A 21,771-nucleotide genomic window follows, 5' to 3' on the forward strand; every position below is an offset into this window, starting at 1 on the left:
GGATGATCCTCAGGAAGCTGAAGCTTTTTTACGCCCTCGTCCTCATCGCCTTGCTAAACCATATCGTCGCCGCCGTGCCAACAGCATGAGTTGAGTGGCCGACTAAGCGAATTGTTCAGGGCCGACTTAATAGTGCCTTGAGCTCAACTTTTTGCTCAGCAGTCAGCCACTTTGCATTATCTGCCGAGTCGTCGAGGTAAAATATCGAAATAATGCCGAGAATAATGCATGGAATGCCCTCTATCATGAACATCCACTGCCACCCGCGCAAACCGTGCAGGTCGTTGAGGAAATGAATGATAGCTCCGGACATTAGCCCGCCAATGATGCCGGAAAATGCCGCGGTAACATAAAACCATGAAATGACGCGCGCCCGATAAGTTTCCGGGAACCAACGCGAAAGATAATAAACAAGTCCGGGGAAGAAGCCCGCTTCAAAAGCGCCGAGCAAGAAGCGCATGATGTAAAAATGCTCGGGCGTTCTGATTAGCATAGTCAACGCCGACGTTGCTCCCCAGCAGATCATTATTCTCGAAAACGTCTTGCGGGCGCCGATTCTTTCGAGGTAGATGTTGCTTGGAACTTCAAAAAGCACATAACCAATAAAAAATATGCCAGCACCAAGCCCGTAGACTGCATCTCCAAATCCAAGATCCTGTTTTATTTGCAGCTGCGCGAAGCCGATATTCACCCGGTCGATGAACGCCATTAGCCAGCAGAGCAGCAGGAAGGGGATGATTCGCTGCGTCACCAGCCTCAGCAGGGGCGTCGGGCGCTCGTGTGGGGTGCCACGCTTCATAGGGGTATTCAACGTTGTCTCCTTAAGGGGCCCGGTGGATGGGGCAAAGCCATCCTGCGGCGCGGCGCTAGGCGGCGTCGTAAGTATCAAATATAGATACTATTAAACGTATACGTAAGAACCCTCATCCACGACCCATTGCCCTTCAAGCCTCCGCCAGTGGAGAACGACCGGCAATCGCGTGGTATCCCGCGCTTTTTGGCGAAATGGATCCGCTTCTATAGTGCGTCAGGATTTGGATCGGGCATGGAGCCCACAATCGCGGACGCCCGCGTTGCACTCGTAGTATCAAAAATTGATCTTTTTATTGACGTCCGCGTGACCTGGCTGGATCATGTGGTGGTGCAGCGCTCCTTGGTCCGTGTCCGGGCTTGCCGGGAAAGGAACCTGTTAAAATGGCGCGATTAATTCCGGTGCGGTTACCGACCCGTCGGGAGGATCGCTGGTACACCCAGGCGCACAATAATCAAACCCAATATCTTTATGAGTAAATTCGGCCGTATGATAGATGTACTTGATCTCTATTCCGATCAGGTTACTTTGTTGACTGCCGAAGAGGTTTCTGAGCGTTTGGGCGTTTCGCGCCCCACTGCATTTCGGTATATGCGAGAATTGACTGCGGCTGGATTTCTTGCGAATTATTCCGGGCGATACACACTTGGCGCGCGGATAATCATGCTTGATTACAAGATTCGGGAGTCAGATCCTGTATTGCGCGAAGCGCGAGCGGTAATGACCGGCTTATCGACGGAGACTGCGTGTGATTCGATCCTGTGCCGTATGTACAACGATGAGATTATCCATATCCATCACGAGCCGGGGCACGCAGAACAGCCTCCAACAGTTATCGGGCGGGGGAGAACGATCCCGTTGTTTCGCGGTGCGGCTGGCAAGGTCATGCTCGCATTTCTTCCATCGGCAAGGTTGAAGAGAATCTATGAGCGCAACCAGGCCAATCCGGACCTGGACGCTATTGGTCATGACTGGCCCACTGTCAAAGCCCATTTTGCGAAAATTCGCCAGGTAGGCTTTTATATTTCAATCGGAGAGCTTGATAGCGGTACCTTGGGAATCGCTGCGCCGATTTATCTGCCAACGATAGGCCCGCTCGGCGTGATATCGCTTGTACTTTCACGAGATAGACTGTCAATCCTTAACGAGGGCGGCCTGGCTACCCTGTTAAAAGCTAGAACGAAGGAACTAGCGGAGCGCTTGAGTAACTTGGCCGCGCATCCTCCGAGTACAGTCGACCAGCGGGAGACTTAGTCGCGAGTCCGCGGCCGGTACATTCCTCCGCACGGCATTGTCACGTTGCTGAGCTGGTCGCGTAACATATCGTGATGAAAAAGACGAAATCGCTCTACCACGGCCATCGCTTCCCCGCGACGGTCATCAGTTGCGCGGTACGCTGGTATTTCAGGTTCCAGCTCAGTCTGCGCGATATCGAGGAGCTGCTGTTCGAGCGTGGCGTGGTCGTCAGCCATGAATCGATCCGGCGATGGATAGACAAGTTTGGGGCTGGTTTCGCGCATCGTGCGAAGGCTGCCCGTCGCCAGCTGGGCAGCACTTGGCATCTCGATGAGGTGTTCGTGTCATTGCGCGGTGAACCTTATGTGCTGTGGCGTGCCGTCGACCAGCACGGCATCGAGCTCGACATCCTGCTACAGAAGCGGCGCGACAAGGCCGCCGCGAAACGTTTCTTCAAACGTGTACTGGCGGCCTGTCCCGAGGTGCCGAAGAAGATCGTCACTGACCAGTTGCGCAGTTACCCCGCAGCAAAGGCCGAAATCCCGGAACTGGCGAACGTGAAGCATGTGTTCGTCAAGGCCGCTGCCCGCGTCAACAACCGTGCAGAAAACAGCCATCAACCCACGCGTGAACGCGAGCGACGTATGCGTGGTTTCTGCCTGCCTGGACGCACGCAGGCGTTCCTGTCGTGTTTCGGTCCGATCCGGCAACACTTCGCGCTTAAGCGTCATCTGCTGCGCGCTTCGCTTTATCGAAAGCAGCTAGCGACCCGGTTCGAAGCCTGGCGGCTTTTCACCGGTCTCACCCAAAATCCGTCTGCTGTTTTCTGAGCGATTGTTTCGCCTGCACACGATTCGTCCGGTGATCGGCAACGTGACAAAGCCCGATGAATCACTCTCGAGAGCGGTTCATAACGGATACGTCCGCCACCCTTTATACGCTGGCGTAACCTTTGATATTTAGAGGGCGCAATGGTCAGAGGCGGGCGCCGCCCGTCGCGTCGATCACCTGTCCCGTAGTCCAGCGTGCCTCACTCGAGGCCAGGAAGGTGATGACGTCAGCCACGTCGTCAGGTCGACCCACGCGCGAGAATACCGACATGGCCTCCGCGCCGGCACGCGCCTCTGGTACGGTTAACCACGCCGCATTCATGTCAGTGTCCGTCACACCTGGCATGACCGTATTAACCGTGATGCCGCGACGGCCGAACTCAGGGGCAAGCGCCAACGTGAGGGTCTCAATGGCACCTTTCGATGCGGCGTACGCGGGATGCGTCGGAGCGGCGACACGCGTAAAGCCCGTCGACACGTTGATAATTCGTCCATTGTCGCGGATGTGATCGGAAACAGCCTGGATCAGAAAGAACGGCGCCTTAAAGTTGACCGTCAGGATCTCATCGAAGGCGGCCTCACTGGTCTGAGACAAGGGAATCGCCGGTGCCACGCCAGCGTTGTTGACTAGAATGTCAAGCCGAGGCTCGCCCGTGGCAGCAATCGCGGCTGCCTTGAACTGCTCCCAGATACTGTCCGTTGCTTCCTTCCCGCGACTCAAGTCCGCTTTGATGGCGACGGCTTTTGATCCGAGGGCCTCGATCTCGCGGACGGTGGCGTGAGCAGCATCCGCGTTGCTGCCGTAGTGGACGCCGATGAGTGCGGCTCCTTCTCTCGCAAAAGCCAGTGCCACAGCACGGCCTATACCACGCGAGCTTCCCGTTATGATGGCCGCCTTGCTTGAAAGTTTTCCAGACATCAACCACTCCTTTTTGACTGAATTGAATAGTGATCGTTATATTAATAATCCTGTAAATACGCTGTCAATGTTTTTTATAGTAATCGATACAAAATGAGCCAACCCACCCGAAAACGTGGCAGACCGAGGTTGCTGGAGCGCGATGTGGGGCTTGATGTCGCCGCGCGGCTATTCTGGGAGCATGGATATGAGGGAACCTCGATAGCCGACCTGACCCAGGCCATGGGTATTCCGCCGCCGTCCCTCTACGCAACGTTCGGCTCGAAGGAGGAGCTTTACAGACAGGCGGTCGACCATATCAGCGAGCGTGAGAACAAGCAGTGGCTGGAAGCGCTGCAAGGAAAGATGCCGGCCTACGATGCGATAGCGTTCTACTTGCACGACGCCGCGGCACGATTTACCGACCCGGGAAGGCCACGCGGCTGCATGATTTCGAATGCTGTTCTTCAACATGCCGAAAAGAGCGAGTCCATCGCCCAGACGGTCGCCGAGCGGCGGGATGTTTGGTTCCAGGCCGTCAAGGCACGCTTCGACCGTGCCGTCGCCGAGGGTGAGCTTGCCACTGAGACCGACACCGAAGCTCTCGCCCGCTTTTACGGGGCGGTTGTGCAAGGCATGTCGGCGCAAGCCTGTGACGGGGCTTGCAGGGCAATATTGAAGCGGCTGGCTGATATTGCGCTGTCGGCATGGCCTTCACCTCAAGCTCATCGCCAGGACCCGGTTCTGTGAGTGCATTGGTTTTCAGCAAGCACGACACCTGTACCGGTCGTGTCGCATTAGCGCGGGGGCGCTAGAATGCGCGTCCGGTGAAACGGCGCTGACCCCATGATGAAGGAGGCACCTACGTCGAGAACGGCACTCTCGCTTGGAATTGTGAAGGTTCTGAAGCGACTGCACTATTGAACTCGATGTTATGTGGCCTATGGGCCGACCCTGCAAAATCTCGAGGACGCGTCGTTTACTCATTTGAACGCATGGGTGGGGTTCTTATGCATGTGCATGCGGGCGATGACATTTGCCACGCCCGCTAACCAGCTCGCTGTTTTGACGCGAGGTTAGGCGTTTGCCTGTTTCGGCCGCCACCGATTACCTCCCTCTGGTCACGTCAGCGCACGCCACAGCATGCACATGCTCTTGTCCGATTGTGTAAAGGCGACGGTACAGTTGTCCGGAAAATCAGACGTGCTGACCTCCGTTGATGTGAATCTCGGTGCCGGTGATGTACGACGAAGCAGCCCCACAAAGGAAGTGGATCGTCTCGGCCACCTCACGAGGGTCGCCCAGACGATGAAGCGGAATCTCATTGTTGACTATCTCTTCGGTACCTGGTGACAGAATTGAGGTATCAATCTCGCCGGGAGCAATCGCATTGACACGTATGCCGTCCGGCCCAAATTCGTGAGCCATCTCCCGCGTCAGGGCGAAAAGTGCTGCTTTGGACGCCGCATAAGCGGTACCTGCAAATGGATGAACCTTGAAACCGGCAATAGAGGTGACGTTGACAATTGCGCCCTTAGCACGTGCAAGTTCAGGAAAAAGAGCCTTGGCGAGCAAGGCGTTGGAGATGAGATTAACGTTGAGGACGGTCGACCACGTGTGGATGTCGCTCTTGAGGACGCCAAGTCGCGTTCGGTTCTTGCCTTTCGGTGAGATTCCTGCATTGTTAACGAGCGCGTGCAGTTTGCCGTGCGGAAGTCGCCGCCGCACCTCTTTGGCAATCTCCTCGACGGAATGCAGATCGGCAAGGTCTGCCTGGATATGCGAGTCCCGCGCGGCCGGCCACTTGCAGTCTTCGGAGAAGGGCTGCCGCGAAACAGTGAAAACCTTCCAGCTGTGCTTCTGGAACAGTTTTACGGTCGCATGTCCGATGCCGCGACTGGCACCGGTAAGCAACATATAGCGGGTTGACTCTTCCGTGTGTGGCGATCCGGAAAGCTGACTGATTGATGCGGGTGTCAGGTTCATATTTAGCCGGCGATAGAGCCGTCCTTAAGGCGTTGGGCCCTACTACGCAGCCACTCGGTTCAGGGCGCCAGCGAGATGTTCGACGCGCCGGCAGGGGGAATCTTTGACTTTCGTGCATTCAGTCGTTTTCCCCCGGAGCTGCGCAAATGGTTTTTCGACGCCATCGCTGCTTTATGCCGTTCTCCCGCTACAAGAGGGAGGCAATCTGAACAGAGACCTCAGTGCGTCGCTTCTGCCAGAAGTAGCGCAGCCAGGTCCTCTGGACGATCCAGCATGATGGAGTGTCCACACGGAATATCGTGGACCTTCCATCGGGGGGCGTTCTTCAATCGGGCATACGTCTCGACAAACCAATCTCCTCCGTTATCGCTCGCGAATACATAGGTGCGCTTAGCAACGGGTGCCGAATCCACTCCTGCCCGAACGCCTTGAACGAACGTGGCCAGCGGCTGCGGCCCCGACATCCTGTCGACCCAGGCGGCGTCTGCTTCATTCACATTAAACAAGGCTGCTGGAATAGGCGGAATCATTCCGTCGGATTGGCCCGCCTGCGCAAGGAAAGCCAGCGCGGTCTCGGCGCCAGTAATATCGACAAGTGACTGCCTATCGGCTGGCGCATAGGCGTCGAGATAGAAAAGCGTGCGGATGCGCTCCCCGATTTCATGCGCTACGCCAGTTATGACCAGGCCGCCATACGAGTGACCGCACAAGATTGCGTCGGTGATGTCCTCGTACTTGAAGACGTTGACAACGTCCTGAATGTGCGTGTCCAGGTTGATCGCCCGGTCAGCCAGGTGGGAGCGTTCTCCGAGGCCGGTCAGCGTGGGAGTGTAGACATCATGTCCCGCCTCTCGAAGCTTGCGGGCGACTCTTGCGTACACCCAGCCGCCCTGAAAAGCACCATGAACTAGAACGAATTTCGCCATGACTATTTGTTCCTTCAGTTTGCGGTAACAATGTGTGGCGCCGTCGCGAGCGATTCACTGCGCCCGTCTCCAGTGCGGAGCCGGGTGGAGATCGGCCACTGGCTGAGCGCGACTCCCAAAACGCAGATAATGGCGCCTAAAATCAGCGTAGGAGTAATGGATTCATGCCTCAAGGCGACGCCAGCGCCAATCGCGAAAAATGATTGAAGCAAGGCGTAGGGGGCAATTCGAGCCATCGAGCTTCCATTGATAAATAAACCAATCAGTCCAGAAATAGATGCGCGGAAACGCGTCGCACCCCAACGTCAGCAGCAGTCAAGCTGCCAGGCTGCTAATGAGTGTCTGCACGGCATCCTTTGCCCTGTCAGGTTCGATTCCCGTCTTGCGAACGACACGGAGTCCTTCGAGAAAGCAAACGAGCACGTGAGCCGCCGCCGCAGGGTTCACCTTCCTGACCAGATCGCCCTCTTTCTGGGCGCGCTTCAAGGCTTTGACCAACCGGACCTCCATTGCCTTAAAAAAATAAGCGATCCGGTTCGAAACCTCCTGATCATGCGCCGCCAATTCCATAGCTGTTGCCACAACCAGGCAGCCGCGCTTGCCGGCAGCACCATTGGTACGCGCGACATAGCCGTCCATACACGCCTTTAGCCCCGCCAGGGCTTTCTGCCCTGAGGCAAGCTCATCGTCGAGGCGCCTGAGCGCCTGAACGATGTAGTGATCGAGGGCGAGCAAGAAAAGGCCGTGTTTGTCGCCAAAGGCTGCGTACAGACTCCCTCGGGAGAGCCCGGTCGCTTGCATAAGGTCCGGCAGAGACGTGGCTTGATAGCCCCGCGTCCAGAAGACCTGCATTGCACGCTCGATAGTGTGGTCGAGGTCGAACTCGCGGGGACGTCCTCGCTGCCGGTCGGCGATGGTGTTCATGTTAGGCATTGTCGATTTATAAACCGCGCAGTCCAGAAAAGTCAATGAAGATTTGCAAAGCTCATCTGCACGAGCACGAACGAGGCTCTACAGTGGTTCCCCGTCCCACGCGGTAATGCCGCTGGTCATGAAAAAGCCCACTTATCCGTAGAACGCGTCACGGCGCACATGCCTCCGCGGCACGAATCATTGCCCGCAGGCTCGTCTGCACATCGGCGTCAGTGGTGGCCCAACTGGAGACGCTGATTCGCATGGCGACGCGGCCCTGCCATACTGTGCCGCCACACCAGCAAATCCCATCGGCCTGAAGACGGCTAATCACCGCACGCGTCATCTCCGGGGTACCAAATGAGACGAGCACCTGGTTGAGTGCGACATGATTCAGGACTTCAAAGCCGCTGGTCTCGAGACCTTGGGCGAAAATTCTGGCATAGCGGCAAGTGCGTTCGACTAGCCCCGCAACGCCGTCCCTGCCCAGGTTAAGAAGTGCGGCCCAGATATCCACACCACGCGCTCGTCTTGAGGATTCCGGAGTATAGTGCGACGGTTCCCGGTCAGTCGCGTCGCCCTCTGCCAGGTACGCGGCATTCAACGACATTGCCGCACGCAGAGTGGCAGATCTGCGCACCAGAACGATGCCATTGTCATACGGTACGTTGAGCCATTTATGCCCATCCGTCGCCCAAGAGTCGGCTTCGGCCACGCCATCCGTCAGGGTGTCGAAATCACGGTTTGCAAGCGCCCATAGACCGAATGCACCATCAACATGGACCCACGCCCCGGCTTTCCTCGCAAGTCGGCATATCTCGCGCGCCGGATCGAAATCGCCGGTATTCACGTTGCCTGCCTGGATGCACACGATCGTTTGCTCATCGAGTTCCGGAAGCTCGCTGACTCGCATCCGGCCCTGTTGATCTGTTGGCACTACGATGACTCGCTCGCGTCCGAGCCCTAACATCGACAACGCCTTGGAAACGGTAACGTGCGCCTCTTCACTGACAACTACACGGAGTTCCGGAGCGCCGTAGAGTCCCTTCACCTCCACGTCCCAGCCCAGGCGGGATAGCAGAGCGTGGCGCGCTGCTGCCAGCGCCGCAAAGTTCGCCATCGAGGCACCTGTAACGAAGGCTCCTCCAATGTCGTCCGGCAGGCCAAACAGATCGCCGATCCAGCGTAGGGCAACTTCCTCGAGCGTTGCCGCGATCGGCGAAGTCCACCGAAAACACGCGTTTTGATCCCAGGCAGTCGCGAGCCAGTTCGCAGCGATGGTTGCGGGCATCGCGCCGCCGATCACCAAACCGAAGTACCGTCCGCCCGTTGTCGGGACGGTAGCTGGTGACCCAGCCTCGTCGAGGCGGCGCAAGACTTCATGTGCATCCAGCCCGGCGTGTGGCAGCGAGTGCCGGAATTCATTCAGGCCTTGCAATGCCTGGGTAGAAATGTTCACAGGCCTGTCATGCACAGACTGAACATAAGCCAGCGCACGTTGCACGGCGTCCTGCAGTAGTTCAGCGGTCGGCGTCAGTCCGGCTGCTTTTACACTTTCGTCGAGTTTCATATGGTTCGTCCCGGTGGTTTCGTTAAATGCAGATACTCATATATGACAATCGACGGCTGTGGCGCAATAAGCCACATGCAGGGCAGCACAGTCGATTTCCTGCTGCGCGCCGATCGTGAAAAGGCCGCCGCGCGCCGCTACTTCGAGAAGGCGATTGACCAGCACGGTGTGGCAGTGCGTCTGGTTTTAGATGTGGGAAGTTGGCGTCTGGGGTCAGGATGAGCGCACGGCACTGTATCCGGTGGACGGCGGCGTCTGCTCAGTGGGGCTGGCGCCGATGGCGGCCTCTTCGTTGTCGGGGGTGCCAGCGGGAGCAAGTTCGCCTTCCCATTTTGCAACGACGGCCGTGGCGATACTGTTGCCCAGCACGTTGGTCGCCGTGCGCCCCATATCCAGAATCTGGTCGATGCCCATAACGAGCAGTAGTCCAGCTTCTGGCAAGTGGAACATCGGGAGAATTGCGGCCACGACCACCAGCGAGCCGCGTGGTACGGCAGCCATGCCCTTGCTGCTCACCATGAGGATGAGAAGCATCGTTATCTGGATGCCGATGGGCATATGTACGCCAAACGCCTGCGCAATGAAGATGGCCGCGAACGCCTGGTAGACCATGGAGCCGTCCAGGTTGAACGAATAGCCGAGCGGCAGAACGAAGCCGACGAGACGCTTGCGGACGCCAAATTCCTGCAGAACTTCGGTCAGCTTCGGATAGGCGGCTTCGCTGCTTGCAGTGGAGAAGGCAATGATCATCGGTTCGCGGATGCTCTTGAACAGTTGACCCATGCGGCACCCAAGGGCTGCGCGGCCCGCGAAATATAGCGCGCCCCACAGAGTGAATAGGGCAATGTAGAACCATCCGATGAGCTTGCCGTACGTTAAGATGATTCCCAGGCCTTGTGAGGTAACCGCACCCGCGATTGCGGCGAAAACGCCGACGGGTGCGAACAGCATGACAGCATTCGTCGCGCGAAGCATGACGTCCATGAGACCGTCAATCGAGCGCTTCAGGAACTCACCGGGAAGGCCGGGAACTTTGCCAAGTGCCATGCCGAAGAACAGCGAGAATACCAGGATCTGCATAATCTGGTTGCTTGCCATTGCTTCGATAACGCTGCTTGGGAACATGTGGGTCAGAAAGTCCTTGAAGTTCAGCGCGTTCGTTTGCAGGTGGGCCGAAGCATCCGCCGCAGGTAACGGCAGATTTAGATGTGCGCCCGGTTGCGCGATGTTGACGAACAGTAGGCCAATGATGAGAGAAAACAGCGACGCGACCACGAACCATCCGATCGTTTTCGCGCCGATGCGACCAATTGACTTGCCGCCATCCATGCTCGAAATGCCAGAGACGAGCGTAGCGAAGACTAGTGGGGCGATAATCATTTTGACCAGTCGAAGAAAGATGCCCGTCACCACGCTAAAGTCGGCGGCGATGTTTTTTGCGGTTGCTTCGTTTCCCGCATACCGGTTGCAGGCGTATCCGACAAGGACACCCAGTACCATACCGAACATAATCCAATGGGCGAGTTTTAGTCTTTTCATGATGGCGTCTCCTCTCTCGGTTTTCAGGCCGGAGTGGCCAAGGCGACACCTTCCACTTCGACTGCGGCGCCGTAATGGAGGGCATTCGATTGTGCAACGGCTCGTGCTGGCCTATGGGTGCCGATCCATTCCGCGTAGAGATTGTTGAAAGCCGGCCAATGTTCAATGTCCGAAACGAACACCCGGACCTGAACCAACCGATCGCGAGTAGTACCAGCCGCGTTTAGGCAAGCGTCCACATTGCGGAGGACCTGGTCTACTTGCGCTTCAAAAGGCTCGTCGCTCAAGGGCTTTCCTGTCGCATTAATGGGCAATTGTCCGGAGACGAAGACGAAGCCGTTTGCGACGCAAACGTGCGAGTAGTGACCAGCGGGAGGCGACATGTCAGGCGCGTTCGAACAAGTAATCGTCGGAGTCTGAGATTCAGTGGACATTTCGTAATCCTGTATGAAGCGAGCCAGACGAAACCAGGTACTCGCTGTTTGCAGGTACCAGACGGATGTCTGGACTCGGGAGGGCACTATTTCGCGGCACTGTGCTTGAACGTTGATGCAATGCTGTTCGTTAGCATTTCGACATAGCAGTTCTCGCTGTCAAAGAACGACGCGGCGGTGGAGTCAATTGAGCCATCGGCTGTGGACTCGATTCGCGGTCAGCGTGGTGACGACGGCGCAGGCTCTAAAAACGGACCAGAGAAAAGCATTGATGCAGACGCTCAAGGAGGAAAGATGTCTCGAATTGCGCGAATCCAGGGAAACGGGTGGCGCAATAATTGGGTGTTTCTTGGGCGACCGCCTGTAACGACGCGAAGTAGTATCGAATGCCGACAACGAGGGCATCCGATACTTGTTCGATTGTTTACCAGCCGTAGAAACGCGGCCAGGCTTCGGTCGAACCGTCAGTATTCACCGCCTGATATTCCGGATGCTGCGCGCCGGTGGCGCAGGCATGGTTAGGCAAGATGCGCAGCCGTGTGCCAATCGGCAACGTCTCCGTGATATTGGTGTCGGGGCTGGAGACACGGGCAACGATGCCGTGCTCCTGGTTTGCTCCGCTGACGAGATAGTCGCCGAGCACTCGCCCATCCTCAGTGCAAACCTGCCCGTAGCCGAAATCGTGGGCCTGTTTTTGCGTGCCGCGGTCCCGGCTCAGTGCCATCCAGCCTGCATCGACGATGGCCCAGCCCTTGTCCGCCTGGTGGCCTATGACAGTCGTCAACACAGAAAGTGCGATATTCTCGAGATCACAAACGCCGACGTTGTGCATGACGAGGTCGAACATCACGTAAACGCCAGCACGAACCTCAGTGACACCCTCAAGATGCTCCGCGGAGAGTGCGGTCGGCGTAGAGCCGATACTGACGACGGGGCAGGGTAGGCCTGCGGCACGAAGGCGTTTTGCCGCGCGCACTGCTCGGCTGCGCTCTTGCTCAGCAATCTGCACGAGTGCGGCACGGGTGTTGTACTCGTAGCTTGAGCCAGCGTGTGCGAGGACCCCACCGAGAGTCATGCCGCCCTCGACCAGCGTCCGGCCCACCTCGACGAGCAGATCATCATCGGGCTGTATGCCTGACCGATGTCCGTCGACATCAATTTCCACCCAGACTTCGAAGCGCTCATCATGTTCGCGCCCAAAATCGGCAACCGCGCGAGCTGCCTGAAGGCTATCGACGACAATCTTGAGGTCACAGCCTTGCTGGCGCAGCGCAAGCGCTTGCGGGAGTTTCGTCGGCACGATGCCGACCGCGTAGACGATGTCGCGAACGCCGTTCGCAAAAAACTGCTCGGCTTCCTTGAGCGTCGAAACCGTGATACCGCAGGCACCGGCTGCGACTTGTGCGTCTACGACCTGCTTGCACTTTGTCGTTTTGACGTGGGGGCGAAATCTGACTCCGAGCTTGTCGAGTTGCGATTGCATGCGGTCAATGTTGTGGCGCATGCGTGCCACATCAATCAGGGCTGCGGGAGTGTTCAGGGTGTCAATGCTCACGTTGCTGTCTCATAGTGGGGCCTGTGTGACAACTATATGCGCAGTCGTTTCTCCGGTGTTTAACGAACGTATAATCCGGAATTAAGCACAGTTAAATCCATGGGAATTATCCGCGGCGTCTCCATGGAACCGGGTTAAGGGAGGCCCTCGCGGTCTCCAGAAAGATACGCTGTCTGATGGACATCCCTGTTCGTGAGGGCAGCAGCGCTGTCACCGGAGCAGGGGGTAGGTTCCAGTCCGGCAGCAACCGGACGAGTTTTCCGGTCGCGAGTAAGCGGGCGACATCCCACTCGGAACGCTCGACAATGCCGAGCCCGGCCAATGCCCAATCGGTAATCACTGTCCCGTCGTTTGCGGACAACCTGCCGGACACGCGTAGGACTGTGGTCCGCTTTGGGTCGCTCTTCAGGGAAAAGCGCCAGCGGGGCAGGTCTTCATCGTTTTCCCGCAAGCAAATACAGTGATAGTTGACGAGGTCTGCTGGTTGATTCAGTCCCTTGATGCTCTTCGCGTATGCGGGGCTTGCACACAGAAGCCGATCATTGGGTGCGAGCGGATAGCCAACCCAGGATGAGGACTTGAGTTCGCCAATATGTATCACCACGTCCGCACTGGCGGCGTTGGCCAATGGACTTTCTGACAGGTGGAGCGACACTTCAAGCCGGGGATGCGACTGGTGGAGTTTGCGTACGATCTGCGAGACATAGGTTCGCCCGAATCCGAACGGAGCGACGACGCGCAGAGAGCCCGTTACCTCGCCGTGCTCTCCGGAGATATGTACCGGCAACGCTTCGACTCGTTCAAGAATTTCAACGGCCTCCTGGTGTAGGCGCTGTCCTTCCTCAGTGAGTGAAATGCCCTTGGCCTTCCGCACGGCGAGCCGGATACGTAGTCGTTCCTCCATCCGCTGCAAACGAATCGTGACCGCAGGGGGGGTGAGGTTCAGCAACTGCGCCGCTGAGGCCAGTGAGCGAGAGACGCCCACGGCACGTATGAGACGCAGGTCGTCCAGATCCAGCATTTAATGCTCCTTAGTGGCAGCGCGATACGCGATTTGATCAAGAAGCATTCTAGCAACCTGTCGTGAGAAGCTCGGCCACGCCGAGTACTTGCCTGTGGTGCCGTTTGTCAGCGGTGCTAGCAGGATGACGGCGGTGGCGCACGCGTTCCAGATAGGTGGCAAGTGGACGTTACCCAAATAGTTGATATTGTTTGATGGGAATGCCGTTGCGAACGACGACCGCATAGCCGGCATGGGGCGGTAAGTCGTCCTTCGGCGCCCAGCCCCCGCAGCGTACTCGCATAGCTTGCCGAATTTCATGCGGTGGGCGCAAGCATACGATCATGCGGGCGCCATAGAAACTGGTCACGTTTCTCAAGCAGGGCCTCGCGACCAACGCTACCCGAGCGACGCTGGTTCGTTCACTACCTTGGTCTGATATTGCGCACGCAATGATGCGGCGAAAATCCTGTCTATCTCGCGCGGAATGCCCGGGCGGGTGAACAGCGTAACGGGTGGCAATGTCCAGTCGAACGCATAGGGGACAATCGCCACGCCCGCGATTCGTACGAGTTCTTCAGCAACGTCTGCCGGCATAATGGAGACGGCGTTCTCGTTCAACGCGACCGTCTCGCCGATCAGCCGCGGCGAAAGGCTTTCGACAACAGGAAAGGGCGGTGTAACGCCGGCGTGCAGGAACAGATCGGATATCTGGTCGCGCATCGGGGTTTGCGATGCGCCGAGAATCCAGTCGAGTTCGGCGAGTTTTCGCCAGTTCATTCCGCTGCGTGAGAGTCTGGCGGCGAGGCGTCGGCAAGCAATCAGACGGGGTTTTTGCTGATGAAGTACATCGAAATGCAGATTGTCGAGGTCGACGCTCGACGATGCCCGTCCGATCACAATGTCGAGAGTATGGTCGCGCAACTGAGACATTAGCGCTTCGCTCGTGCCTTCGTGTATGGAAAAAGTGAGCCGATGCGAAATCTGCGACTGCGTATGACGGATTGCCGACGCCAGAATCTTTCCTGAAATGAAGGAAATCACGCCAATGTGAAACCGCGTCGCGTGACCGGAGATCAGCGCACCGACATCGGATGCGAGGTGGTCGAGATCGTGCAGCATCGACTCAGCGCGCGAGAGGACGGTTGTGCCGAGCGCTGTCGGAATCATGCCGCGCGAGGAACGCTCGAACAACGAGCCCCCGAACATGTCTTCCAGTTCAGCGAGGGCATTCGTGATGGCCGGCTGACTGCTCGCCATGTGTTCGGCTACGCGTGTAAGAGAACCATGTTGCCGTATCTGCAGCAACAACATGAGATGGCGCATTTTCAGGCGTGCGCTGAGGCGCCTTATCACTTCCTCTGTGGTGAATGACACCATAGTGGGAATCCAGACATAACAAAAAGGTGATGCCCCGATAATAAAACAAAATAAACCCCGAATGCCTCGTTCCTAGAATGTGTCCAATGATGATCAGCCGGGATGAGCCCGGCGTACACATAGGAGCACGGCACATATGGACAGGACCGAACGCGAGGCAGCCCTGCAGTATCACGAGTTTCCTACGCCGGGGAAGATATCCGTGAGCGCAAGCAAACCGCTCGTCACGCAGCGCGATCTCGCACTCGCCTATACGCCCGGCGTGGCGGTCGCATGCGAGGAAATCGTGGCGGACCCGCGCAAGGCGTTCCGTTACACAAGCCGAGGAAACCTGGTCGGCGTGATCACGAACGGCTCGGCGGTGCTGGGTCTCGGCAATATCGGTGCGCTTGCGTCCAAGCCGGTGATGGAAGGCAAGGCTGTTCTGTTCAAGAAGTTCGCGGGCATTGACGTCTTCGACATCGAAATTACGGAGACCGATCCCAACAAGCTCGTGGATATCATCGCGAGCCTCGAGGCGACATTTGGCGGGATCAATCTGGAGGACATCAAGGCGCCCGATTGCTTTATCGTCGAGCAAAAGCTACGCGACCGGATGAAGATCCCAGTTTTCCATGACGACCAGCACGGTACTGCGATCACCGTGTCCGCCGCGTTTCTCAACGGTCTAAAAGTGGTGGGCAAGGACATCTCGAAGGTGAAGGTCGTCACTTCAGGCGCGGGTGCCGCGGCGCTCGCGTGTCTCGAACTGATGGTCGATCTCGGACTGCCGCGCGAAAACGTCTGGGCGACCGACATCGAAGGTGTGGTCTATCAAGGACGCACGGCAGCGATGGACCCCGACAAGGCGCGCTTTGCACAGGTCACTTCGGCGCGGGTGCTGTCCGATGTCATCGAAGGTGCCGACGTGTTCCTTGGGCTTTCGGTGGGTGGCGTGCTGACGGCGGAAATGGTGAAGCAGATGGGGCCGCGTCCACTGATTCTCGCGCTCGCCAATCCGACTCCGGAGATCTTTCCGGAGAAAGCGCGGGAGGCCCGTGACGACGTGGTCATCGCGACGGGCCGTTCGGACTATCCGAATCAGGTCAACAATGTGCTGTGCTTTCCATATGTGTTCCGCGGTGCGCTGGACGTTGGCGCGACCACCATCACGCGGAACATGGAAGTGGCCGCCGTTCACGCGATCGCCGGTCTCGCGCAAGAGGAACTGAACGACTCCGTCGCCGCCGCATATGGTGCGTACGATCTTTCCTTCGGGCCGCAATATCTGATTCCAAAGCCGTTCGATTCCCGGCTTATCGTTCGCATCGCACCCGCCGTCGCAAAGGCCGCGATGGAGGATGGCGTGGCTACGCGCCCGATTGCCGATTTCGATGCTTACGCGGATCAGCTTCAGCAGTTCGTCTATCACTCCGGCGCGTTTATGAAACCGTTGTTCGCCGCCGCTAAGCAATTCGTGCGCGAGGGTGGAAACTCGCGCATCGTCTTCACGGAGGGCGAGGAGGAGCGTGTTCTGAGGGCGGTTCAGGTGATCGTCGACGAGAAGCTGGCGCGGCCGATTCTTGTCGGCCGGCCCGAAGTGTTGCTATCGAGAATAGAGAAATTTGGGCTGCGGCTGAAGCTGGGCGAGAACGTCGAGGTCACGAATCCAGAAAACGACGAACGCTTTCACCAATACTGGACGACGTATTGGGAACTGCGGTGCCGCGATGGGATTACGAAGGAAATGGCGCGTGTTGAAATGCGCCGCCGCCTGACGCTGATCGGCGCCATGATGGTACGACTGGGCGACGCGGACGGGATGATCTGCGGTACTGTCGGTGCTTATCACAAGCATCTTCGCTTCATCGACGAAGTGATCGGCAGGAAACACGACGCACAAACTTATGCGGCCATGAATATCCTGCTGCTCGACAAGCGCACGCTGGCACTCGTCGACACACACGTCAACGACAACCCCACTGCTGAACAGATTGCAGAGTTCACGATTGCGGCCGCAGCGCAAATGGCATGGTTGAATCTGTCGCCAAAAGTTGCGTTGTTATCGCGTTCGAACTTTGGCTCGGGCAGTTCTGCGTCGGGCGAGAAAATGCGCAAAGTACTCGCACTCGTCAGCCAAAAGGCACCCGACATCGAGATCGACGGTGAAATGCACGGAGATTGCGCGCTGGATGAAGCGCTGCGTCAGCGTGTTTTACCCACGTCGCGACTAAAGGGCGCCGCCAATCTGCTGGTCTGTCCGAACGTCGATTCAGGAAATATTGCGTATAACCTGCTTAAGACGGGGGCAGGAAGTAATGTCGCTGTGGGGCCGTTCCTGCTCGGTGTCAATGCACCCATCAACATAGTGACGTCCAGTTCGACGGTTCGTCGAATCATCAATATGGCCGCGCTCACGGTGTTGCAGGCAAATCACGATGAGGTACAAAGCAACGAGTGGAACCGAAACGCTGACGTGAGTTAACCTGCGGACGTCGGGCAGATGAGGTCGATATGCAAGGAGTGGTGCTCGACACAACTCCTTGCAGTGGAAGTAAATCTAGCATCTCGGCCTTCAGGAAGTCCGGCATGGCATGCGCCGCCTCAACCGGACGTACCTCCAGAAGCCGGTGATTTGTTTCGATTCACGCTACGCAGTTTCCATTTGATATGAATTCGCTCAACGCTCCGGCGAATTCGACGGGCCGCTCTTCTGGAACATAGTGACCACAGTCGTCAAGGACGATCTCCGAGACATTCGCCGCGACGCGTCTAAGCGTTTGAGCGGAGGCCGGACCATAACCCCATTGCGCGCCGATACTCAACGCGGGCATCGAAAGTGGCGTCTTGCCCCAGATGACGTTGTCCTGCCGGTCGAGCGGCAAGGTTCTGTAGTAACTGAAGGAGCAACGCAGTGCGCCCGGCCGGGCGAGGGCTCGAGCGTAGACTTCCACGTCGTCGTTGCTGATCGAATCGGGGTCGAATACGCCAACGGTCTCACGGCGCACGAAGTGGTTCACGAAGAGAAACTCGCGACCTTCAACGAGCGATTCCGATATGTCACCGGCCATGTTGAAGCCGAAGTGCCAGCTTCCGCCGCGCGATACGTCCATCGCTTCTTCCTGTCCGAATGCGGGAAGACTGCTTTCGACAAAGACGAAGTGGCTGACCGCTTCCGGCCACTGGGCGGCGTACGCATACGCGACGTGACCGCCCAAATCGTGACCGACTATCGCCACCTTCTCTATACCGAGGCCTTCGACCAGTTCATGAACCTTGCGCGCGATGGTCTTCTTGTCGAAGCCGGACTCGGGTTTCGAGGAATCGCCGAAGCCGGGGAGGTCGGGCGCGATGACATCGAACTGCTGACTCAGCAGGGGTATGACACGCCGCCACGCCCAGGACGTTTGCGGCCAGCCATGCAGAAGCAGCACGGCTTGTTTCGCGCCGGCCGCGGTGCTGCGACGATAGGCTAGTCGTCCATCGCGCAGACGATAAGAGCGAAATGGAATGTTTTCGTGGGTCATCTTCATTCTCTTGCGAAAGTGGCGGCATCTTCGATGCTTGACGCCTGCATGTCGGCAGAAGGGACATCGGCCGCGAAGATGCTCTTGATGGAAATGGCGACCGTGCCGATCGCCATCGGAACGCAAAGTGCGGCAAACACGGCATTGAAGCTCCAGCTGGTCGCAAGCAGAACGCCGCCCATAGCCGCGCCGCTGATTGCGCCGAACCTACCTATACCCTGTTCCCAGCTCGTACCCGTCGCGCGCACCGAAGTGGGATAAAAGCGCGCGGCCAGGGCGACATAGCCGACATTCAGGCTGTTCATGCAATATCCCATCGCGCATACGAGCACACTCGTAGTGATGAACGTGCGCTCGGTGGCTGCGATGCACAGCGCGCACAGGCCGGCGGCTACATGTGTTGCACCTAGCACCTTGTGCGGCGAATAACGGTCCATGCACCAGCCGACTGCCAGCGAACCCAGTGCGCCGCCGGCCTGGCCAAACGTCGCGATCAACGAGGCGTCGCTCAGGCTCATGCCTGCGTCCTTGATCATCAGCGGGAGCCAGCTATTGATGAGGTAGAGCGTAAAGAGCGTCGCGAACACGCCTATCCAAAGACTCAGGGTTCCGACGATATACCCGCGCCCGACGATGATCGCCACCTTGCCGCTCCCGTTATCCGCAATGCCGTCCGATACGTGGACGACCGTGCCGGCACGCAGGACACCCGGCGCGAGCTTCTGCATGATGCGTTGAACCGCCAACCTCTTGTCATGACGTGTCGCGAGAAATCGAATGGACTCCGGCAGCGCGAAGATCATCAGGATGCCGAGTGCGAGCGGCAGCACGCCGCCAGCGAACATAACGGCGCGCCAACCGGATAGTTCGATGAGGACGTTGCTGGCAACGCCGCCGATCGCGCCGCCGATCGCGAAGCCTGCATACACGAACGTGATCAGAAAATTGCGGTGCCTTGCGGGTGCGTACTCCGAGACCAGCGTTGCAGTGTTGGGCATGGAGGCGCCCAGACCGAGTCCCGTCAGAAACCGCAGTAGCGTCAGGGTCCACAGATCGTTCGCGAAGGACGAGGCGAGACTGAAGAAGCCGAACAGAAAAACCGATGAGACGACGACCACCTTCCTGCCGAGCCGGTCGCCAATCGGGCCAGCCGTGAGAGCGCCGATAGCAAGACCGAAAAGCCCGCTCATGAAAACCGGCGATAGTGCGACGCGCGCGATCTTCCAGTCGGCGACAAGAGCCGGCGCAACGAACCCCACGGCAGTGGTATCCATTCCATCCAGCATCAGCACCAGCAAGCCCAACAGAACGACGCGAACCTGGAAGAGACTTAACGGGCGATCGTCCAGGAACGTCTTGATGTCGATTTTAGATTCGGATTCCACGAAAATGTCTCCATTGTTTGTTTGTGTGTACTCAGCGGCAAAACTTGATCATCGCCTCGATGAAGCGCTCTGGCTGCTCTTCGGCGACGAAGTGGGCGGCGTCTGGAATCGATACGCTTGTCACGTTCGATGACACCGTGGCAAGGCGTTCGCCGACGCGGCCGGCCCAGCGCTTTTCGCCGCCAATGGCGAGCACCGGGAGTTTTTCGGGAAGTCGTCCTGCACTGCGGTTGTCAATTGCGTCCTGAGGGAACTGGCGGTACATCTCCATGGCGCATCGAAATGCACCCGGGTGCTTGTACGCCTCGACATACTCGTTGATGTCCGGAAGCGAGATAGAACCTCGACGGAATGTTTGCTGATCGATAAACGAGCTGATGTACACATGCTCCCGTCCACCGACGATCAAGGCTTCAGGCAGATCACGCTTTTGATGAAAGGCGAAATGCCAGACATGCGGATCCGCGATCACCTGATCCCAATCACCGATACCGGGAATGGTCACATCGATGATTGTGAGTGAACGCGCGTCATAGCGGCTTGCGTAAGCGTAGGCAATCATCCCGCCGATATCGTGACCGACAATATGCGCGGGTGCTCCATGCAGGCTCTCGACGAGAGCGTGGAGATCGGCGGCCATCTCGCGCTTCGTATATCCGGACGCGGGCTTGTCCGACAGGCCAACGCCCTTGAGGTCCGGCGCTACGACGGTATATCGCTCTCCCAGTTCGGCGATGACGCTATTCCAGCACCACCAGTTTTGCGGGAAACCGTGTATGAGGAGCATCAGTGACGCGGAACCCAGCGCCTTGCCACCGATCACATAGTGCAGATTGACATCGTTCACGATTGCGGACCGATGCTCGAATGACGGCGGCAATTGAACAGCATCTTGAGAAAAACGCATGGCAGAAAACTCCGTTAATTCGGGTAATCGATCGCGCTGCGCTTGAGCGCATCGGCCGACGCGTTCAAATCTTCCAGTGGTGACGAGGAAATGATTTCGAGGATGGGGGTTGCGGAAACTCCCGTTTCTTTCACCGCACTCAGGATTTCATGGAAGCGCACCGTTCCAAGGCCGATACGGTCATGACGCCACTGGCTTCGTGTGCCATCAGAAAGATGGAGTTGCCCGATGCGATTGGCCGATCGCCTGATCGCGTCGGGCTGATCTTCTCCAACGAATTCCGCGTTCGAGACGTCGTAGGCAATCAGAAGCCTTTCATGAGGCAGTCCGTCGATGAAGGCAAGCATTGCGCCAGTAGTCGGGATGGGCGTTTGCGGATGAAGCTCCAGGAAGATCTTTTGATCGAGTCGCTCTGCGACGCGAAGAAGCTGCTCCAGGCTGTCGCGAAGCAGAAGCTCCGAATCCGTGCTGGACGGAGGGAACAGCGACGACACCCTGCCCGGGACCACAACGACGGCACCAGCGCCGAGATCTGAGGCAAGTTGCATCGTGCTGGTGTAGACCTCAACCGAATAGCGCCGGAACGCCTCGACACGACTGACCAGATTCAGGTCGAGCGCCGGAAGATTGAGCGATTCGATGCGAAGGCCTTCGCTTCTCAGGGTGCTGGCCAGGCTCGACCTGTCGTTAGCGGAGAGTTCATCGGGCCAAAGATGTCCGGGGACGACCAGGGCGTCGAAATCGTTCAGGCCGATCGCTTGCATCTTCCGCATGGCGGCGAGCGCAGTATCTTGCCACATGAATGAGAAGGTGCTGCCTCCAAAACTTTGCGCGACTTTTTCCATGTGCTCCTCATGAGTATGCGTTGAGATGATCGACGCGTTGTCGTCATCTCG

General features: G+C 57.7%; 19 protein-coding genes and 1 pseudogene. 5 read left to right on the forward strand and 15 right to left on the reverse strand.

Translation table 11 applies throughout. The features are described 5' to 3' along the window. Positions 1-115: 115 nt before the first annotated feature. Entirely contained in the window at positions 116-811 is a 696-nt protein-coding gene (locus VSR68_RS29110; RefSeq protein WP_342943152.1) for an MFS transporter, read from the reverse strand. Between the two features lie 471 nt (positions 812-1,282). Between VSR68_RS29110 and VSR68_RS29115 the strand changes: the two genes are divergently transcribed. Then, a complete protein-coding gene (locus tag VSR68_RS29115; RefSeq protein WP_342943153.1) occupies positions 1,283-2,065 on the forward strand; it encodes an IclR family transcriptional regulator in 783 nt (260 codons plus the stop codon). Between the two features lie 74 nt (positions 2,066-2,139). Next, a complete protein-coding gene (locus tag VSR68_RS29120) occupies positions 2,140-2,877 on the forward strand; it encodes an IS6 family transposase (protein ID WP_342942341.1) in 738 nt (245 codons plus the stop codon). A gap of 145 nt (positions 2,878-3,022) precedes the next feature. Here the strand turns inward: VSR68_RS29120 and VSR68_RS29125 are convergent, their stop codons facing one another. Further along, positions 3,023-3,796 (reverse strand): SDR family oxidoreductase, encoded by a 774-nt coding sequence (locus VSR68_RS29125; RefSeq protein ID WP_342943154.1) that lies wholly within the window; start codon positions 3,794-3,796, stop codon positions 3,023-3,025. Between the two features lie 93 nt (positions 3,797-3,889). Between VSR68_RS29125 and VSR68_RS29130 the strand changes: the two genes are divergently transcribed. After that, on the forward strand, positions 3,890-4,525 hold the full coding sequence (locus VSR68_RS29130) for a TetR/AcrR family transcriptional regulator (protein WP_342943155.1): 636 nt from the start codon (positions 3,890-3,892) through the stop codon (positions 4,523-4,525). Positions 4,526-4,972: 447 nt separating this feature from the next. On the opposite strand, the gene VSR68_RS29135 is transcribed toward VSR68_RS29130, so the two are convergent. From VSR68_RS29135 to VSR68_RS29150, 4 genes are all read right to left on the reverse strand, one after another. Beyond that, entirely contained in the window at positions 4,973-5,761 is a 789-nt protein-coding gene (locus VSR68_RS29135; protein WP_342943156.1) for an SDR family oxidoreductase, read from the reverse strand. Positions 5,762-5,979: 218 nt separating this feature from the next. Then, entirely contained in the window at positions 5,980-6,687 is a 708-nt protein-coding gene (locus tag VSR68_RS29140) for an alpha/beta hydrolase (protein WP_342943157.1), read from the reverse strand. A 315-nt stretch (positions 6,688-7,002) separates the two neighbouring features. Further along, positions 7,003-7,611 carry a TetR/AcrR family transcriptional regulator gene (locus VSR68_RS29145; RefSeq protein ID WP_342943158.1) on the reverse strand — a complete coding sequence of 203 codons (609 nt, stop codon included), beginning with the start codon at positions 7,609-7,611 and terminating at the stop codon, positions 7,003-7,005. A gap of 157 nt (positions 7,612-7,768) precedes the next feature. Next, positions 7,769-9,169: a pyridoxal phosphate-dependent decarboxylase family protein gene (locus VSR68_RS29150; RefSeq protein ID WP_342943159.1), complete on the reverse strand. Its 1,401-nt coding sequence runs from the start codon at positions 9,167-9,169 to the stop codon at positions 7,769-7,771. 81 nt (positions 9,170-9,250) lie between these two features. Between VSR68_RS29150 and VSR68_RS29155 the strand changes: the two are divergent. Further along, a pseudogene (locus VSR68_RS29155) lies at positions 9,251-9,361 on the forward strand (IS6 family transposase); the annotation flags it as partial. 21 nt (positions 9,362-9,382) lie between these two features. Here the strand turns inward: VSR68_RS29155 and VSR68_RS29160 are convergent. The 5 genes from VSR68_RS29160 to VSR68_RS29180 form a co-directional block, all read right to left on the reverse strand. Next, on the reverse strand, positions 9,383-10,708 hold the full coding sequence (locus VSR68_RS29160; protein ID WP_342943160.1) for a dicarboxylate/amino acid:cation symporter: 1,326 nt from the start codon (positions 10,706-10,708) through the stop codon (positions 9,383-9,385). Positions 10,709-10,731: 23 nt separating this feature from the next. Next, positions 10,732-11,142: a RidA family protein gene (locus tag VSR68_RS29165; protein ID WP_342943161.1), complete on the reverse strand. Its 411-nt coding sequence runs from the start codon at positions 11,140-11,142 to the stop codon at positions 10,732-10,734. Between the two features lie 424 nt (positions 11,143-11,566). Continuing rightward, positions 11,567-12,697, reverse strand: coding sequence for a DSD1 family PLP-dependent enzyme (locus tag VSR68_RS29170; protein ID WP_342943162.1), 1,131 nt, complete (start codon positions 12,695-12,697; stop codon positions 11,567-11,569). Between the two features lie 106 nt (positions 12,698-12,803). Further along, positions 12,804-13,718: a LysR family transcriptional regulator gene (locus tag VSR68_RS29175; RefSeq protein WP_342943163.1), complete on the reverse strand. Its 915-nt coding sequence runs from the start codon at positions 13,716-13,718 to the stop codon at positions 12,804-12,806. 378 nt (positions 13,719-14,096) lie between these two features. Further along, positions 14,097-15,074, reverse strand: a complete 978-nt coding sequence (locus VSR68_RS29180) for a LysR family transcriptional regulator (protein WP_342943296.1) — start codon at positions 15,072-15,074, stop codon at positions 14,097-14,099. Positions 15,075-15,213: 139 nt separating this feature from the next. Here VSR68_RS29180 and VSR68_RS29185 point away from each other — a divergent pair, with 139 nt between their 5' ends. Beyond that, positions 15,214-17,541 carry an NADP-dependent malic enzyme gene (locus VSR68_RS29185; RefSeq protein WP_342943164.1) on the forward strand — a complete coding sequence of 776 codons (2,328 nt, stop codon included), beginning with the start codon at positions 15,214-15,216 and terminating at the stop codon, positions 17,539-17,541. Positions 17,542-17,701: 160 nt separating this feature from the next. Here VSR68_RS29185 and VSR68_RS29190 read toward each other — a convergent pair whose 3' ends face one another. From VSR68_RS29190 to VSR68_RS29205, 4 genes are read right to left on the reverse strand one after another with little or no spacing between them, the layout of a single operon-like run. Then, a complete protein-coding gene (locus VSR68_RS29190) occupies positions 17,702-18,583 on the reverse strand; it encodes an alpha/beta hydrolase (protein WP_342943165.1) in 882 nt (293 codons plus the stop codon). A 2-nt stretch (positions 18,584-18,585) separates the two neighbouring features. After that, complete coding sequence (locus VSR68_RS29195) at positions 18,586-19,968, reverse strand: aromatic acid/H+ symport family MFS transporter (RefSeq protein ID WP_342943166.1); 1,383 nt, start codon at positions 19,966-19,968, stop codon at positions 18,586-18,588. A 31-nt stretch (positions 19,969-19,999) separates the two neighbouring features. Next, positions 20,000-20,875, reverse strand: coding sequence for an alpha/beta hydrolase (locus tag VSR68_RS29200; protein ID WP_342943167.1), 876 nt, complete (start codon positions 20,873-20,875; stop codon positions 20,000-20,002). 14 nt (positions 20,876-20,889) lie between these two features. Then, on the reverse strand, positions 20,890-21,720 hold the full coding sequence (locus VSR68_RS29205; protein ID WP_342943168.1) for a sugar phosphate isomerase/epimerase family protein: 831 nt from the start codon (positions 21,718-21,720) through the stop codon (positions 20,890-20,892). Positions 21,721-21,771: the final 51 nt, after the last annotated feature.

Source organism: Paraburkholderia phymatum, assembly GCF_038900715.1.
Lineage (GTDB): Bacteria > Pseudomonadota > Gammaproteobacteria > Burkholderiales > Burkholderiaceae > Paraburkholderia > Paraburkholderia phymatum_A.

What these genes read in the sequence shown, in the direction of transcription:
- VSR68_RS29125 (WP_342943154.1), bottom strand. Translation starts at nt 3,796, where the DNA reads ATGTCTGGAAAACTTTCAAGCAAGGCGGCCATCATAACGGGAAGCTCG.
- VSR68_RS29165 (WP_342943161.1), bottom strand. Translation starts at nt 11,142, where the DNA reads ATGTCCACTGAATCTCAGACTCCGACGATTACTTGTTCGAACGCGCCT.
- VSR68_RS29185 (WP_342943164.1), top strand. Translation starts at nt 15,214, where the DNA reads ATGGACAGGACCGAACGCGAGGCAGCCCTGCAGTATCACGAGTTTCCT.
- VSR68_RS29120 (WP_342942341.1), top strand. Translation starts at nt 2,140, where the DNA reads ATGAAAAAGACGAAATCGCTCTACCACGGCCATCGCTTCCCCGCGACG.
- VSR68_RS29135 (WP_342943156.1), bottom strand. Translation starts at nt 5,761, where the DNA reads ATGAACCTGACACCCGCATCAATCAGTCAGCTTTCCGGATCGCCACAC.
- VSR68_RS29115 (WP_342943153.1), top strand. Translation starts at nt 1,283, where the DNA reads ATGAGTAAATTCGGCCGTATGATAGATGTACTTGATCTCTATTCCGAT.
- VSR68_RS29145 (WP_342943158.1), bottom strand. Translation starts at nt 7,611, where the DNA reads ATGAACACCATCGCCGACCGGCAGCGAGGACGTCCCCGCGAGTTCGAC.
- VSR68_RS29200 (WP_342943167.1), bottom strand. Translation starts at nt 20,875, where the DNA reads ATGCGTTTTTCTCAAGATGCTGTTCAATTGCCGCCGTCATTCGAGCAT.
- VSR68_RS29140 (WP_342943157.1), bottom strand. Translation starts at nt 6,687, where the DNA reads ATGGCGAAATTCGTTCTAGTTCATGGTGCTTTTCAGGGCGGCTGGGTG.
- VSR68_RS29175 (WP_342943163.1), bottom strand. Translation starts at nt 13,718, where the DNA reads ATGCTGGATCTGGACGACCTGCGTCTCATACGTGCCGTGGGCGTCTCT.
- VSR68_RS29205 (WP_342943168.1), bottom strand. Translation starts at nt 21,720, where the DNA reads ATGGAAAAAGTCGCGCAAAGTTTTGGAGGCAGCACCTTCTCATTCATG.
- VSR68_RS29150 (WP_342943159.1), bottom strand. Translation starts at nt 9,169, where the DNA reads ATGAAACTCGACGAAAGTGTAAAAGCAGCCGGACTGACGCCGACCGCT.
- VSR68_RS29130 (WP_342943155.1), top strand. Translation starts at nt 3,890, where the DNA reads ATGAGCCAACCCACCCGAAAACGTGGCAGACCGAGGTTGCTGGAGCGC.
- VSR68_RS29160 (WP_342943160.1), bottom strand. Translation starts at nt 10,708, where the DNA reads ATGAAAAGACTAAAACTCGCCCATTGGATTATGTTCGGTATGGTACTG.
- VSR68_RS29190 (WP_342943165.1), bottom strand. Translation starts at nt 18,583, where the DNA reads ATGACCCACGAAAACATTCCATTTCGCTCTTATCGTCTGCGCGATGGA.